Raw genomic sequence first — 17267 nt, 5'->3', positions numbered from 1 at the left:
AAATTAACTTCTCGAATGCGCTGTGGCTCAGCACAGTCTTCGTCACAAGTTTACATGTCGTTCATGAAACAATCAGCGATACCAGATAGAACGGCCGCACGATATCCTTTGCGTCTGTTATTGTGATCTCAATCCTATGAACCTTCTTTTCTGCATGATGCAGAAGTGGTTCTAAATAAAGGCAGTCACCCCAGTCCTCTGTGAAATTTCCATCCAAAATCACCGCATGTGCCTCATCGCCGTCAATTACTGCCTTGGCCTTTGGTACCGGCTGCTGTACCGATTTACGGTACTGAACAGCCAGACAGCTGCATTCGATCTCAAAACTAATTTTATCATTTGTATGCGCTGCTGTCCATCCATTTTTAAAAATATCAAGCATTCCTTTTTTCTCAATTGGATCAACCAAAAAGCCATCCAGAATAGCTTCGTTATCCTGAATCTGAATCAAGCGGCTATATTCGTAAGCATTTTCTGTGAGTGGTGCTGGAAGCAAGATTGATTCCTCTGTCTTCGTGCTTTTGCCCGCAATCGTTTCTTCTTCCACCTCTGCCTTTATGGAATCAAGAAGCTTGCAGATTTCATCTGCAACGAGACGGTGTCCCTTATCGTTTGGATGCAAATTATCAGGCGTGATATCAGCACGCACGATCTTACCGCTTTCCACATCAGGATAAACGGTGTCTTTAATGCTGACATGCGGGATACCATAGTGATCTGCAATGCGGTTATGATAATCCTGAGCATTCTTTCCAGTATCATAGAACACATTGTTTAGCACAACTACTGCAGGAGCAGACGGTGCCGCAAGCAGACGACGAAGCGTTCCCTCATAAGTCTCCTCAAAAAACTCATTTGCATCATCATTAACAGAAAAGTCAACCGTCACAATATCAGGACGATAGCATAGTACATCCTTCCATGCGCGTGCACCGCCGTAATGAGAAGTTGTACCGCCAATTCCGCCATTTACAAAGGAAAATGCCGCGTTTGGAAATGATTTTTTCCACCACTCATAGACTAGATACGCATAGCAAGTCTTTGGTGTTGACGATAGACTTCCCTGCGTGATAGAACCACCTAAAAAACCGATTACAAGAGATTCACCGTTTGCAGCTCGCTTCATCAGATTTTTTAATCGTGTCATATTGTCCATATCCTAATTTTTTCCTTCTTTACTCTTCTTCTTTGCACTTATTGATGTATTCTAAGTTTTTTCTGATCAAATCACATCTCTGCTGTACGCAAAGAACGCTTCTGCCTGGATCGGCTGGAGTTGAGAATACATAATCTACAAGTTTATCTACTGTTGTAGATGCCACATGAAGTCTTGTATCACTTGCTGCATAATAAATATACACATTTCCATCTTTCTCAATCGCACCGTTTGTGAATACAACGTTTGATACATCGCCGACTCTCTCCCAATCTCTTGGTCCTATTAACATGCCGGATGGCTCTGCGATTACCTTAGATGGATCGTCAAGTGCAGTTGCAAAAGCATAGATCACATAACGAAGACCTGCTGCTGTATTTCTTACACCATGTGCGATATGAATCCATCCGCGGTCTGTCTTTATCGGAACAGCACCCGCACCATTCTTTGCCTCAGTGATTGTATGATACTTTCTCTTGCTAGTGATAATCTCCTCATCAATAACAGCGTGCTCAATGTCCTCGCAAAGACCAAATCCGATTCCGCCGCCGCTTCCAGTATCAATGAAATCATCCATTGGACGGGTATAGAATGCATACTTGCCATGAATAAACTCTGGATGAAGCACAACATTTCTCTGCTGAGGAGAATGAAGTGTTTTTAAATTGTCCAAACGTTCCCAATGCTTTAAATCCTTTGTGCGCACGATTCCTGCTGCTGCAACTGCTGCTGAAAGGTCACTTGATTTTGTATCTTTGCTCTCAGAACAAAATACGCCATAGATCCAGCCGTCTGCATGCTTTGTCAGACGCATATCATAAACATTTGTCTCTTCCGGACAGATATCATCAAGCAGCACCGGATAATCCCAAAAACGAAAACCGTCTACTGGTGAATCACTCTCTGCTATGCCAAAGAAGGACTTTCTGTCATTTCCCTCAACACGGGCAATTAAATAATATTTTCCGTTTAACTCAATAGCACCAGAGTTAAACACGGCATTCACGCCAAGGCGCTCCATGAAATATGGATTTGTCTCTGGGTTTACATCATATCTCCACTCAACCGGGATATGCTCTCTTGTCAAAACTGGATCAGTATAACGATCATAAATACCATTATAAAAATCTGACTTCTGGTTCTTCTTTGCAATCAGCTTCTCTACTTTTGCTTTTTCCACATAATACTGCTCATGAAGCTTCATTGTATTATCTCCTCCTGTCTTCTTCATTGCGCTTAAAGCCTATTAATCATTTCAAAACACATACGTCCATTGTGATACGGACATTTCCACGGCTCTACGATTGGCTTTTTATCTGACGGTTGCTTATTTTCATCAAGATCCCAGAACCACTCAGAACCAGGGCGCTTATCAACCATGTACGTTTGAATATATTCCCAGATATCCTGTACAGCCTTAAAGTACTCTGTCTTTTCTGGATGCTTCTGATAATAATTCATAAAACCAAGAACAGATTCTGCCTGAACCCACCATACACGCGTTGTGTTATCTACACCTCTCTCACATTCGTTGATTACAGAATGATCTTTATAAGCAATTTTGTAAATCTGCTCTGCTAGTGTATCTGTAATCGGTGAGAGCTTTTCTGTCACAACCGGATCATTCAAAATCTCCAGTCCTCTGTCAATCAGCCATGATGTCTCTATATCATGACCATATGAATACAGATCAATCAGTGTATTCCAGTCCTTGTCAAAGAACACTTCCTGACGCTTCTTATCTGGATTATATACCTTTTTCGCAAAAATGTCTAACATCCAACGAAGATTTTCTCCTACCCTCTTATCCTTTGTCACACGATACAGCTCCGTATAGCCTTCAAATACATGAAGCAGCGTATTCATTGTTTTCTCTGCCATGACGCCGTTTTCTGAGAGCTTTTCGTTGCTTACTGGCTGGAAATTGCGGTCAAATGCTTCTAAATATCCCTTATCATCCTTGCAGTGTGCCTCAATCACATCATAAATGCTAAATGCAATATCGAGCGCCTCTGTATCACCTGATGCATCATAATAGGAAGAAAGTGCATAAATCGCAAATGCCTGATTATATGTATGCTTCATATCTTCCTCAGGCTTTCCATCAAATGTAACAGACCAATAAACACCGCCATATGTCTTATCAAGACATGCCTCTTTTAAAAATTCATATGCATGCTTTGCATAAGAAAGAAGCTCTGGACGCTTTTGGTTCAAATACGCATTTGCAAAAAACCAAAGAATACGATTATTTAAAATGCATCCCTTGACAGCCTTTTTGTCCACGTTCAGATCTATATCCATGTAGCCATAAAATCCGCCGTACTCATCATCTTTCAAACTTTCCCAAAACGGCAGGATGACTTTATCGAGATGATCCTGTATCTGCTGTTTCATTTTATTTATTTCCTGCATGACACGCTGCCTCCTGTTTGCCTTTTATCTTCTTCCGATCTCAGTGTCAGACTCTGTTAAATGACTGTGTGTCTTAATATAATCTACAATCTCATCAACTGTTGTGAAGGCAAGTCCTACATAGCTGTCTGCACATCCATAGTAAACAGCAATCTTACCAGAAACACTGTCATGGATCGTTGCACATGGGAATGTTACATTCGGAACAAATCCTCTCTCCTCATACCACTCTTCTGGTGTCAAAAGGAAGTTCTCACAGCGATACTTTACGATAGACGGATTGTCAATATCGAGGATTGCGCCGCCGATGCTGTACACATAGCCATTGCATGTACCAGAAACACCATGATAGAATAACAACCATCCTTCAGATGTTTCAATCGGAGCTGCTCCCCCGCCAATCTTTACACTTTCCCACCATTCACTGCTGCGTCCCATAACATGACGATGCTTACCCCAGTAAACCATATCTGGACTCTCTGAAAGGAAGATATCACCGAATGGTGTATGTCCGCTGTCACTTGGTCTTGAGAGCATAATGAAGTTTCCATTAACCTTTCTTGGGAAGAGAACAGCATTGCGGTTAAATGGAATAAATGGATTTTCCAGACGAACAAATGTCTTAAAATCAGTTGTCTTTGCCATTCCAATAGAAGCTCCGTAGAAATCCTGACACCAAATGATATAATATGTATCCTCAACCTTTACAAGACGAGGATCGTATGCATAGAGCGGCATGAACGGATTTCCATCCTCATCTACAAATGGAATTTTATTTGAATCAAACTCCCAGTGAATTGCATCCTTGCTTCTGCCTAAATAAATATATGGGATACCATTTGTCTGCTCACCACGGAATACACCTATAAATCCATCCTCATATGGCATTACTGCACTGTTGAATATTCTTGCAACTCCCTCGATTGGATTTCTTCCAATAATCGGATTTTCACTATATCTCCAAATCGGAGCCCCTTTTAACCCTTCTGGCTTCTCCTGCCATGGTACATTCTTTACTTCTGGACTAATCATTTTAACTTTGCTCATATTTTCCTCATTTCTGTGCACGGCAAAAGCCGCGCGCCTTATATATTTATTTCTAATTAACCCTTTACTGAACCTGCAGCAAGTCCGCCGTAAATCTGCTTCTGACACAGAATAAAGATAATCAATGCTGGAAGAAGCGTGATGATAACGCCTGCGCAGATGTAGTTATACTGATTTCCAAGAGGACCCGTAAATTTGTAAAGTGAAGTTGCAACTGTTACAAGACGTGACTTATCCTGCAGATATAAATTTGCCATGTAATATTCATTATAAGTACCAACGCCCTTTAAGATCATAACAGTAACAATTGCCGGCTTTAATAGTGGAAGTAAAATCTTGAAGAATACACCAAAATATGTACATCCATCCATGATAGCTGATTCATCCAGTGAATTTGGAAGATTCTCAAAGAACTGGATAAAGATTGTTACGGAAATAATATCAGTTCCGCAAAGAAGAATGATATAACCTGGTATGGAATTGATCAAATGCATGTTGTACATGATCTTGTAAACAGTAACCTGCATTGCAATACCAGGAAGAAGGCTGGCAAACAAGAACAGATTTTTAATTATGCCTCTGCCTGGGAAGGTGAAACGATTTAAGATGTAGGCAAGCATGGCACCAAACATGATTGAGAAGAACAATACAACAACAAGAATGATCAAGCTGTTTAGGAATGCCACTCCCATGTTTGCCTTTTGAAATGCTTCTGTAAAGTTTTTAAAATAAAATTTTCCTGGGAGCGTCATAACATTAGTTGACGCATATTCCTCCGGTGTCTTAAAGGCGGTGATCACACAGCTGGCAACCGGCAGCACGGCAATAAAACCTGCCAGAATCAGCGAAAAATATTTAATAAACATCCACAGATATTTCGCAATACGATTTTTTGCAGTCATGTCAATTCCTCCTTATTTGATACCCTGTTTTCTAAGCTGTTTTTGTATTTTACGATTTCTTCTCTCTTCTCTCGCCTCTTCATCAATCAGCTTCATTATTACCTGCTGGAAGATCGTTACAATAAAGATCAGACCCATCAATACAACTGCCATAGCTGCTGCCAGACCAATCTTGCCCTTCTCATGTGCTAAGCTGTTCATCATAACGAAATATGTTGCTGTTCCAAAGGTACCGCCTGTGATAACGTATGGCGGCTCGAATGCACTTAATGAACCTGAAATAGAAAGAATCATATTTAATACGATAACAGACTTAATACTTGGAAGCATGATATAGCGGAATTTAGGCCATGCATTTGCACCATCAATTGAAGCTGCCTCATAAAGACATGGATCAACAGACATCATTGCACCAAGAAAAAGTACCATATTTTGTCCCATGTAACGCCATACAGATGTTGCCGCAAGGGACGCATTGTTGATTCTTGTATCTTTTAACCAGTATGGAAGATTCTCTGGATTTAATCCGATACATGACAAAACAGTATCGAGTACGAAGCCTCTTGTGTAGAAAAATTTGAAAATAAATCCAATTGCGATACCACTAATCAGATATGGGAAGAAGATAAGTCCCTTAAATAAAGAGCTTCCTCTTACCTTGAAGCACAGAATTGTTGCAAAATACAATGCCATTGCCAGCTGAATAAATGATGCCACGATATAATATCCAGCTAGCTTTAATGAGTTAAAACAGTCATCTCTTGTAAATACATCAATATAATTTTTAAATCCCACATATGTATTGTTTTTGCTGTCGTAAGATTTCATCTTATATAAACTAAATTCAAACATTTTGGCAAACGGAACATATGAAAAAACAAGAAGCAACAGCACAGGCACAATCATAAATGATACAATTACCAGCCATTGCTGAACCTTTCTGCTTTTAAACCACTGTCCAAATGTTTTCTTTGTTTTCATACTTGTAGCGGAAGCAGCCATTGCATTTCCTCCTTCTTAAAAACGCATCCTTTTATCATATACGGCACACCTGAAAACTCAGATGTGCCGTTTGTGTAAGGTTTGCACCCTATTTTTTACTTTTTCTTTCTAAAACTAACTTTATTACTCAGCAGCTACGCCAGATCCGTATACATATGGTGCAGGAGTAATATCATACTCTTCCTGAGCATCTGTCCAAGCCTGATTCCACTCATCTGCGATCTCTTCCATAGTCTTGTCACCATTAAGCGCATGCTCAAGAACATCCTGTACATGTGTATTATCAGCATTCAAGGAAATTTCAGACTCAGTATTGATCTCACCAAACAGATCTTCCTCACCTTCTGGTGCCGGATTATCTACTACAAGCTCTACGCCATCAAATGCAGCAAGTACATCTGGGTACTCATTGCCTACACAGATCGGGATACCGCCCTGATCATATGAGAAGTTGGATTCTTCGGTCAGCCACTTTACATAGATCATGGAAGCTAACTGATTGTCATAATCAGAATGAACATTGATACCATAGCAATAGTCAGGACCTGCTGATGCATACTGCTTACCGTCTACTGTGATCGGGAATGGCATATATCCGATATCATCTGCATTATCGCCTGCCTCCTGCATCTGAACAACTGCCCAGGAACCAAGAACCATGCAGCCGATCTCGCCATTGTTGATCATACCCTTGCAGCCTTCCCAGTCTGTTGTTGTCGGGTCATCCTCAACAAGCTCCTGTGAAACTGCCTGATATAAAATGTTGTAAACTGCAAACGGACCGGTCTCATCACCATTATCTGCGAATGGATTCTCACCATGTACCATACCGTAATTCATAAAGTCAGGATCACCTGTTGCACATCCGCCGATATAAGCATCCCATGCACCCATGGTCCAGCCTGCTGCAAAGTTAGTGTACAGCGGAATTGCATCTGTGTTATCCTTAATCTTCTGCAGTGCTTCAATAAATTCGGTTGGTGTCTTTGGAAGCTCTGTAACTCCTGCTTCCTCAAATACCTTCTTATTATATACGATACCCTGTGCATTACCGGTAGAAGGAATTCCATAAACATTTCCATTATAAGCGAAATTATTTAACAGAACATAATTCTCATCAAGAGTTTTCTTATCACCATAGCTGATGAATTCATCTTCCAGCTCATTCTTCTGAAGATTTGTTGGGATACCACAGATATCGCCCCAATCATCTGTTGTCAGACGAAGCTTAATGTCCTCTGCATAATCAGTAACAGCCTCGTACTCAATCGTAATGTTTGGATAAGACTCATTGAACTTCTTGATATAATCCTGGAAAGTGGTGTCTACAATATCAGTTCTGTGTGTTAAAACCTTGATTGAAGCAGTCAGATCTGTGTAATCCTCACCAAGCTTAATGGAATCGATTGTTGGCAGCTCCTTTGCCTCATCTGCAAATGCAAAAGTTCCCATAGATGCTGTCATTGCTCCTGCTAACATAAGTGCAGTCATTTTTCTTACTCTCATAAATTTACCTCCGTTTTTTATTAAGTTAATTTAACTTAATTTTTATGATCTTATAATAGCATGTGTTTTTGCATTTTGCATCATTTAATCTTGTTTTTTATATAAGAATCTTGCAGAAATTTTCAAAAATAGCATAATGAACCTAATCAGTTTTATTTACTCATTATGAATTTTCACAAACGAAGTTTTATTTTTATTTACAGGCACAATTTTTATCATTGTTTGTCTATTGCTGTTTTATTTTATATTTTCCCTATTTTTTAGTTAATTTAATCGTTTTATTTATTATTAAATTTAATCGTTTTTTCATGTTAAAACTATTGCTTTTTTAGTAAAAAGTATTTATACTGTGATCTGGAATAAAAAATATATGATTCTTGCTAATGATCAAACAATGCTGCATTCGCATATTTTTATGAATAGTTACATTTTTGTATAGAAAGGGGTATTTTAACATGGTCAGTACTACTGCAAATTTTTTATCTAATTTTTTGTCAGGTATGACTTCTGCATCAAAAGTTTCCGTATCAGCGATGCGACGTTTAATCGAACATGCCAATCCACTCATTACCTCTCTCTTTGATCCTGAACCGCCGCTTTTTCTTCCTGCAGCGCTCTCACTCTCAGATATCCGCATTTTTGATGCTAACTTTGCACCGACTGACGGCTATTGCCTTCTCCTCATCACAGAAGGACGAGGTTTTTTAGAGTTCACCAAAAATACCGCACAGAATATAACTAAGGATGACACTGATCATAATAATTTCGACCATTATTCTTTAAAAAAATACTCTCTGTTTTTCTTTCCGCTCTCGAAGCGCTGGCGTCTATACCTAGAAAATGCACCGTGGAAGTTTTATCTATTCTTTCTCTCAGGATCATCTATTTCTTATTATAATAAACTATTCTCCGATTCAGTGAAAGAGCCTTTTGTAATTTCTGGTTCTTCTATGCTGCCTGTACAGCTTTCTCATCTGTATGATGCTCTTTCAAACTGCAAGAATGATCCACTTTGGCTAGACGAACAGCTTACCAGCCTTTTATGCTTAACTATAAAAGAGGCTCGCTGCCATGCGCAGTCGAGCCTCCCATATATGATTCCTTCTTATTTAATTTCTATTCGTAATTCGTTTCATAAAAATTTTGCCAAACCTTTTTCGCTGGCAGAATTAGAAACTCAATACGAAATCAGTCGTTTCCGTATTGCCCATGAATTTACAGCAGCTTTTGGGCAGTCACCAATTGCCTACCTAAATTGTCTTCGCCTGCAAAAAGCATGTGAGCTTTTAACGTGTAGTGATGACCGTATCGGAGAAATCAGCACAGCCGTAGGATTCGAAAACACGAATCATTTTATTAATCTGTTTCGAAGACAATACGGTATGACACCTGGTACATATAGAAAACACCACAAGCAATATATTACTTCTGAGCGTCGATCTGCTTCTGAGCTTCCTCGCGAATGGTCTCCCAACCAGCCTTCTCAAGCTCTTCATTAATGGTTTCTACCATTTCTCTAGGCTCTCTTGCGCCAGTAAACAGTTCTGAATAGTACTTCTCATATACGGCACGGCAGTTTGCAAGCTCTGTCTCGATCTCAGAGGTATCAAGGTTGAAACCGATCATAACAGATGGTTTTGCATTCTCGTTTAACTCTTTTACTTCATCCCACTGATTGAAATCAACATCATCAGTCTGAGTTACGTTGAAGAAAGTACCCTGTGTATATCCAGCCATCTTCCAATCTGTGCTCAGGCGATGTACCTTATTATCCTCGGTGTACTCGAAGTCAACGCCTTCTGCACCGTAGTAGAACCAGTCACGTACCTTAGAATCAGTATTAACAAGATTCAACAGCTCAAGTGCCTTATCTGGATGCTCACATCCTGAGTAGATACCATTGATAGAACCACGAACAGTTGTATTGGATACAACAGTATCGCCGTACTGAACTGCTGTACAGTTTTCAACACCATTGTTTGGTCCCCATGTTGTCTTTGCAGCGCCACTCCAGCCCTGTGCTGCGAAGAATGTTGCATACTTACTGGAATCATCTGCTGTCGGAGCATCTCCATTGATGATGCCTTCCTGATACATCTGGTGAATAATATCCAGCTTAGAAAGAAGTTCTTCATCATTTAATGGATTTACAACAGTCATAGTCTCATCATCATACTTTACGCCGATTGCCGGAAGACCAGAACTTAAATCATCATAAGATAAATTCAGCAGGAAGTTTGCACCGTTCTTGGACATGAAGTACGGAGATCCGCCCTCACCTTCCTTAATTGTCTTTAATGCTGTGTAAAGAGACTCAAAATCAGTTACCTTCTCAACATCGATCTCATACTTATCTGCAATATCCTGATCCCATACAAAGAACTCTGAAAGGGAGCTGTCCTTGTAGGTCGGTACGCCGTAAACTTTACCATCAATTTCTACTGCATTCCAGTAATCCTCTGGAATCATCTTATACAGCTCTGGTGCATTCTCTTCAAGCATATCTGTGATATCAAGAAGTACGCCTGTGCTTACCTCTGAGCCATAACGGTTCTGATCGGTAAACAGGATATCAAAATACTCACCTGAGTTTGTGATAACATTTCTTCTGTTATCCCAGTCGCCCCACGGTACGATTTCCATCTCTACATTCACACCGATCTTCTCTTCCAGATATGGATTAATCTGATCAAGCCACTCGTCATAGGTCTTTGGCATTCCGCCGCCAACCTGAATCCACTTTAAAGTTACCGGATCCTCTGCAGCGTTTGCACTTACCACGCCTGCCATCATTCCAGTTGTCATAGCAACGGAAAGTCCGAGTGTTAAAATCTGTCTCTTTTTCATTATTGTTTCCTCCTTAAAATTGAAATATATTAAAATATTTTTTATCTTCAACTGAAAATATTTCAGTATGATTCTCTTACATTATCCCTTTACTGCACCTACTGTAAGACCAGAAATGAAATATCTCTGGAAGAATGGATAGCAGCATGCGATTGGAATGATGATGATAATAGCCATCGCCATTCGTGCACCTTCCTTTGGCATTGAGTTCATATACTGTGCTGTACTAAGTCCAAGGGATGGATTATTTGCCATAACCTCGATATTTCTCTGTACGTGATCAAGCAATGCCTGTAAGGAATACAGATTTGTATTGCTGATGTACAAGGAAGACTGGAACCAATCATTCCAATAACCAAAGGTTAAGAACAATGCGATAGTTGCCATAAGCGGCTTTGATAACGGAAGTGCAATCTTTCCAAAAATCTGAAACTGCGTCGCACCATCAATCTGTGCCGATTCAATAACTGATTCCGGAATATTTGTCTTAAAGAAAGTCTTACATATTACAACATTAAATGAAGAAACACAAAGCGGTAAAATCAGCGACCAGATGCTGTTCTTCAAATTTAAAAGCTGTGTATTTACAACGTAAGATGAAATCATACCACCATTGAAAATCATCGGGATGAATACAACCATTGTAAAAAAGCCATTCAGCTTATAGTTGCTTCTTGAAAGCACATATCCCATCAGCATTGTCAAAATAACACCAAGTGTCGTACCAACTGCTGTAACCAAAACAGAAACACCAAGTGCTCTAAGGATCATTTCACCCTCTCTAAACAAAAACTTGTATGCATCAAGTGAATAAGATTCAGGAATAAACTGATATCCATTCATCTTAATTGACTGCTCTGAGGTGATCGAAATGATAAAGATGAACACAACCGGAATAATACAAGTCAGTGCCAGAATCACAAACAAAATATTAAAAACAACATTCGTCGACTTTTTAATTTGGTTTAAATTAGAAGAATCTGCCAAATCAAGATCTTTTTTATTTTTTGCCATTTTCGTACCTCCATCAAATAATCGCACTATCTTCATCGAACTTCTTAACAATTGCATTGGCAAGAATGATGGTGATACAACATGCAACAGATTGGAAGAATGCTGCAGCAGATGTCATTCCTATTGTGGAAGAGCGCAGTGCATTGTATATATATGTGTCGATGGTTGCTGTTGTCTTAAAGATCGAACCACTTGCTCCCTGTGAAAGCTGATAGAACAATCCAAAGTCAGAGTAGAAAATCTTACCAACATTCAAAATGAACATCATAATAATAACGTTCTTCAAACACGGCAGTGTAATGTGAAATACCTGCTGTCGCTTATTTGCACCATCCATAACGGCTGCTTCATAAAGAGTTGTATCAATACCAGAGATACTAGACAGATAAATAACCATATTGTATCCTGTTGATTTCCACAAATACATAAAAGTCAAAATAGCCGGCCATGCGCCTGCAGTCATGTACCACTGAATCGGCTGCTGTCCGCTGTTTCTTAACATGTTGTTAATCAAACCGTTGTTCTGATTTAAAAAGGCATCCAAAAAGTATGAAGCTACAACCCATGACATGAAGTATGGGAAAAACATCATCGTCTGATATACCTTTGACGCTCTCTTATTGCGCATCAGGCTGATCATAATTGCAAGTCCTACAGAAACGACCATACCAAGTACAATAAATACAAGATTGTATAAAATCGTATTTCGCAGAATTACGAACAAATCATTTGATTTAATTAAGAACATAAAGTTCTTAACACCGGCCCACTCACTGTGAATCAAATTGTAGATGAAGCTCTTTCCACCAATAACCTTGTAATTTTTGAATGCAATAATCAAGCCGAACATCGGCAAGAAACAAAACAAAATGTACCAGATCGTGGTAGGCAGCGCCATGATTGTTAACTCGGTGTCATTTTTCGTCCAGTGAGTTTTTTTCCTTTTTGTTGGTTTACTCAAGATTTTCTCCTCCTTTTTTCATTCTGGAACTCTTCACTTTTCTCTGTTTTTTTCAAACAGTCTGATTCAAAACCATTGTAAAACATCATTCTGAACACAAACTTTACACTAATTTAGAATTTTGTTTCCTTACCAATGGTTAACTCGTAGCTAAATGTTAACACGTTTTTTCTGTCATGTCAATAGGTTTTTTACTATTTTGCATATTATTTTTTTATATTTTTAGTAGTTATTTGTGTAGAACGTGTATACATGCACCTTGTCCTCGTTTTTCTCTCGTCAAAAAGATAGTGTTTTGTTACCTTGTTACTTAACATTTTTATGTTAACATGTTACTTTTCTTTCATTTAACATGTTAACTGTTAAATTTTACTTCAATTTGTAACTTTTCAACAACAAAAGAGCAGGTATTTTCCCATACCTGCTCTTTTTAATATTTTGCGACTATTCAAAACTTTGCAAATTGCATTCCGAATAGTTATTTATTTTTATATTAGTGCTCTTACACTCTCTCCGTCAATCAGATTTCCACTTATGATGCTAAGACGCCCCGGTCCCTTATCGAGTCCTTTAACTCTCGAGATAATGCGCTCTGCCGCCGCCTTTGCCATTTCCGGCATATCAACGCCATATGTTGTAATAGCCACATCGCATACCGGCATAAAGACAAAGTTATCATAACCAACAACTGAAACATCCTCCGGCACACGGTAGCCGTTTCCTTCTAGTTCATGAATAAGCACACTTGCTGTCTGATCACAATTGCATACAAATGCAGTTGGCATATCCTTTGGCAGCTTTGGCTCTATGATCTCCATAGTACCTGATGCGCGATCCTCAACAATCCATTCTTCACGTTCTTCAAGACCGTACTGACGCATCGCCTTTAAATATCCAAAGTACCTATCCGCAATGCTGTTACTTGATTTTACGCTTCCGACATAGGCAATCTTTTTATGACCTTTCTTAATTAGATGTCTTGTTGCTGTGTACATGCCATAGAAATTATTTGAAATGACACAATCTACATCAAACTCTGCTGCAAAAAAGTCCAGAAAAATCATCGGCATTCCAGCTTCTTTCTCAAGCATTCTTAAGTATGCTCTGCTGATCTCTCCCATTACTATAAGTCCATCAATTCTATGATCACTGACCATAACCGGCAGCACTGTATTTTTTTCTTCATCTGGCTTCAACACGCAGAATGCCAAAAGACAATTGTGTGCTGCACAGGCAATGGCAAGTTCCTGATAAAGTCTCCAATAAAACGATGATCCATTTCCCAGATAACGTTCCTGCACAAGCACGCCAATATTTACTGCCGTTTTTGCCATTATCTGCGTTCCTGGTGCATGATAGCCCATCTCAGATGCCATCTCCTTAATTTTTTCGCGAAGCTCTTCGCTGACACCACGCTGATTGGCAAGTGCATTGGAAACTGTTACTGTGCTGACACCAAGCTTTTCTGCTATATCGGACAGACGTACTGCTTTTCGTGCCATAAATATACCTCCACTCTATCCTTATATATAATTGTAGTTGTAACAACACAAATAAACCCGAATCTGTATCGCCACGTCTTTTAATTTATTTTAAGTATAGAATGCTTTAATAAATCTGTCAAGTGAATTTAATTCACATATTTTTCGCACCTTTAATTTTAAAAGTGCCTTTTCCATTTCGTTTCACATCATAGAGCATGTTGTCCGCACTTCTGCACAGCGAAACAAAATCCTCTCCTTCGCCAATAAAGGCTACTCCTCCTGCACTGGCAGACACCGTGACATGCTCACCTCCCGACATCATCAAATGAGAAATTTCTCTTTGAAATTCGTCCATATATCTATGAGCATCATCTGACACAGCATTCTTTATGTAAACAACAAACTCATCTCCTCCATAGCGGCCAAGAATACTATCCTTAGGGAAACATTTTTTCATAGTAGCTGCAAAATGCTTCAGGCACAAATCTCCATTAGCGTGACCATATTTATCATTATAATCCTTAAAGTTATCCACATCAATAAAAATAAAAATGCCTGCTATCCTCTTTAAAAGAGTTTCATCCACAGCTGCCTGAAATGCTCTGCGGTTAAAAAGCCCTGTGAGTGCATCAGTATCAGACAACCCTTTATAAATTTCCTTATCCTTCTTTTCCATAAGAAGAATTGTCAGCATATACAATATCGTAAATAACATGAGAATGCTTCCATACACAACACCCCAAGCAGAAAAATACTGTGTAATATTAGAAATTTTTTTATTTGCCAGCTGTACTATAATATACCATCCCGGCATACTCGAAATACTTCGATATGAAATAGTTGCGTCCTCGCCTCTGACATTTGCTGTAAATCTGCCTTCTTTTACCCCCATGCGCATATCAAGCATCCAATCATTGTAAGAATATCCATTGTAATAGCGAAAATATTTTTGCTGAAGAAGCAGATTATTCCATATACCTGATGTTGATTCTTTACCGCTAATACATGTAATATAATTTTCCGAATCTGCCTTTAGCAGATGAACGCTGACTTTGCCCTGTAAAAGCTCATAAGTCCCAAGCTTTTTTAAATTTTCTATCATAACAGATACATAAAGTGCATCTATTCTGTCATCATCTGGCGCCATAGCAACAACCGTCATAACCATACCACCATTCTTGCTTGACTGATATGGTTCAGAAACAAATGATTCTTCTGCTTTTTTTACCTGTTTGTCCAATCCATTCTTTTTAAGATCAGCCACCGCACAGGCACCGCCATAGATCTCACCGTCTTTCATAAAAAAACCTATATCACAAAAAACAGTCTGATCAAGATCGCGCTTCAAACGCGCTAGTATCTCCTCTGGCTTTTTCTCCTCTATATTTCGTACTGTTTTGACATTTTCCTTTGCATAGCTTTGAAGATAATCTATAGTTTCATTCATCTTTTCAGCATATAATCCACTGATTAACTCCAAATGCTCTGTATTATAATCCTTGGCAATCTTCGTTAGATGAAAATAGGCTATTACAATTACAGCAGTACACACTACTAGATATAATACGAGCATTCCTCTTCTCTTTTTTTTGCTCTTTCTTCGATCCTTCACGGTCATTCCCTCCCACTAAGATAATCCGCATCAATCAGTACCACTCCAGTATCAAAATACTTTTGTTCATACCTACTTCCACTTACAAAATCATATAAAGCAGTAAGACCAAGATACCCCATTTGATCCTGTCTCTGCATAAGTGTTCCTGCAAAATAATCCGGATTTCGAATGATCTGAACCGTAATATCTGCCATGTCAAAACCAACTAAAACAATATCTTTTCTATTTTCTTCTAAAAGCTCACTTGCTATGCCGATGGTTGATGTATTGCTACACCCAAAAATACCTTTCAGGTTTTCATGCTGATCAATAAGCTTCTTCGCATCAGACTGCGCTTTTTCTACGTTACCGCCATTTAAGTAAATGTCCTGTGCAATCTTCCATTTTGCCGGTGAATGCAAAGACCAGTATTCTAAAAAACCTGATACGCGATTTATCATCGCCTGTGATGTATCAGATGACAGCATAATACCTACTTCAAGCTCCTCTGACGGTAAATTGCCTGCTTCCTTTAATAAACCAAGCATTTCCTTTGCTGCCATCTGTCCTGCATTTACATTATCTGTCATATAGCAGGCATCAAATTCGCATTGATTAATGGAAGAATCAATCAATGCCACATATATCCCACTCTCCCTTGCTTTTTTACAGCTTTCCACAAGCTCATCCGAGGTTGCCGGTGCAAGCAAAATTCCACTCGCACCGCTTTCTATTGCTTCATCAATCAATTTAATCTGACCTTCAATATCAGTCTCATTGTCGATTCCGCCAAGATATACAGATGCATCTATTTCATTTGCCGCTTTTGATACGCCTTCTATCACCGTCTCCCAGTAGACTCCATGGTAATTCTTTAAAATTACATAAAAGCTTTTATCACTGTCAGAATCTGAAATACATGTATACTCCACTATAGAAGACTGTGCTTTTAAGCTTGTATCAACCTTCTTTTGGCATCCGATTGCTGTCAAAAAAAGGATTGTAGACACGACAATCATCAAAAAATATACTTTTTTATAATTTTCGCGCGCATTTTGTTCTGTTTTTCGAGTTTTCATTCCTTCCCCCACACGAATATAGTCTAATTGCACTATTTTTATAATGCAAAACTCTTCTTAACTATTATAGCGCACGGAGTTTTTATGTCAATTTATTTTTTTCGCTCCCTTCGTGCATACAGTCTGGAAAGCACAAAAAAAGCACCGACCCCAGAGCTCATATGTCTCCAAAACCGGTACTTGATGCGCCTCCAGGGGTTCGAACCCTGGACACCCTGATTAAGAGTCAGGTGCTCTACCAACTGAGCTAGAAGCGCGTT

Annotated in this window: 14 protein-coding genes and 1 tRNA gene; 1 reads left to right on the top strand and 14 read right to left on the bottom strand. The window is 39.1% G+C overall.

Features of this window, described 5'->3' with window-relative positions; all coding sequences use genetic code 11:
• Positions 1-61: 61 nt before the first annotated feature.
• The 7 genes from LKD48_RS04000 to LKD48_RS03970 form a co-directional block, all read right to left on the bottom strand.
• Entirely contained in the window at positions 62-1156 is a 1095-nt protein-coding gene (locus tag LKD48_RS04000; RefSeq protein WP_308731265.1) for an SGNH/GDSL hydrolase family protein, read from the bottom strand.
• A gap of 19 nt (positions 1157-1175) precedes the next feature.
• Positions 1176-2387, bottom strand: a complete 1212-nt coding sequence (locus LKD48_RS03995; RefSeq protein WP_308731264.1) for a glycoside hydrolase family 130 protein — start codon at positions 2385-2387, stop codon at positions 1176-1178.
• A 5-nt stretch (positions 2388-2392) separates the two neighbouring features.
• Positions 2393-3571, bottom strand: a complete 1179-nt coding sequence (locus LKD48_RS03990) for an AGE family epimerase/isomerase (RefSeq protein ID WP_308731263.1) — start codon at positions 3569-3571, stop codon at positions 2393-2395.
• Between the two features lie 24 nt (positions 3572-3595).
• Positions 3596-4618, bottom strand: a complete 1023-nt coding sequence (locus LKD48_RS03985) for a glycoside hydrolase family 130 protein (RefSeq protein WP_308731262.1) — start codon at positions 4616-4618, stop codon at positions 3596-3598.
• Between the two features lie 56 nt (positions 4619-4674).
• Positions 4675-5520 carry a carbohydrate ABC transporter permease gene (locus LKD48_RS03980; protein ID WP_308731261.1) on the bottom strand — a complete coding sequence of 282 codons (846 nt, stop codon included), beginning with the start codon at positions 5518-5520 and terminating at the stop codon, positions 4675-4677.
• Between the two features lie 12 nt (positions 5521-5532).
• Positions 5533-6522: a carbohydrate ABC transporter permease gene (locus LKD48_RS03975; protein ID WP_262537647.1), complete on the bottom strand. Its 990-nt coding sequence runs from the start codon at positions 6520-6522 to the stop codon at positions 5533-5535.
• 123 nt (positions 6523-6645) lie between these two features.
• A complete protein-coding gene (locus tag LKD48_RS03970; protein WP_118614183.1) occupies positions 6646-8028 on the bottom strand; it encodes an ABC transporter substrate-binding protein in 1383 nt (460 codons plus the stop codon).
• A gap of 455 nt (positions 8029-8483) precedes the next feature.
• Between LKD48_RS03970 and LKD48_RS03965 the strand changes: the two genes are divergently transcribed.
• The gene (locus LKD48_RS03965) at positions 8484-9527 is read left to right on the top strand and encodes a helix-turn-helix domain-containing protein (protein ID WP_308731260.1); all 1044 of its coding nucleotides are present in this window, start codon (positions 8484-8486) and stop codon (positions 9525-9527) included.
• Here LKD48_RS03965 and LKD48_RS03960 read toward each other — a convergent pair.
• The 7 genes from LKD48_RS03960 to LKD48_RS03930 form a co-directional block, all read right to left on the bottom strand.
• Positions 9451-10875 (bottom strand): ABC transporter substrate-binding protein, encoded by a 1425-nt coding sequence (locus tag LKD48_RS03960; RefSeq protein WP_118614268.1) that lies wholly within the window; start codon positions 10873-10875, stop codon positions 9451-9453. The genes LKD48_RS03965 and LKD48_RS03960 overlap by 77 nt on opposite strands.
• 81 nt (positions 10876-10956) lie before the next feature.
• Positions 10957-11889 (bottom strand): carbohydrate ABC transporter permease, encoded by a 933-nt coding sequence (locus LKD48_RS03955; protein WP_118614270.1) that lies wholly within the window; start codon positions 11887-11889, stop codon positions 10957-10959.
• Between the two features lie 13 nt (positions 11890-11902).
• Complete coding sequence (locus tag LKD48_RS03950; protein WP_331466789.1) at positions 11903-12850, bottom strand: ABC transporter permease; 948 nt, start codon at positions 12848-12850, stop codon at positions 11903-11905.
• Positions 12851-13338: 488 nt separating this feature from the next.
• Positions 13339-14352, bottom strand: a complete 1014-nt coding sequence (locus LKD48_RS03945; RefSeq protein WP_308731259.1) for a LacI family DNA-binding transcriptional regulator — start codon at positions 14350-14352, stop codon at positions 13339-13341.
• 133 nt (positions 14353-14485) lie between these two features.
• On the bottom strand, positions 14486-15946 hold the full coding sequence (locus LKD48_RS03940; RefSeq protein WP_308731258.1) for a diguanylate cyclase: 1461 nt from the start codon (positions 15944-15946) through the stop codon (positions 14486-14488).
• 2 nt (positions 15947-15948) lie between these two features.
• Positions 15949-17007: a substrate-binding domain-containing protein gene (locus tag LKD48_RS03935; RefSeq protein WP_308731257.1), complete on the bottom strand. Its 1059-nt coding sequence runs from the start codon at positions 17005-17007 to the stop codon at positions 15949-15951.
• A gap of 184 nt (positions 17008-17191) precedes the next feature.
• Positions 17192-17264 (bottom strand) — tRNA-Lys (locus LKD48_RS03930).
• Between the last annotated feature and the right edge of the window lie 3 nt (positions 17265-17267).

Source organism: Anthropogastromicrobium aceti, assembly GCF_020687335.1.
Classification (GTDB): domain Bacteria; phylum Bacillota; class Clostridia; order Lachnospirales; family Lachnospiraceae; genus Anthropogastromicrobium; species Anthropogastromicrobium aceti.
Note: the sequence above shows the minus strand (reverse complement) of the source record. Positions and strands in the feature narration are given on the sequence as shown.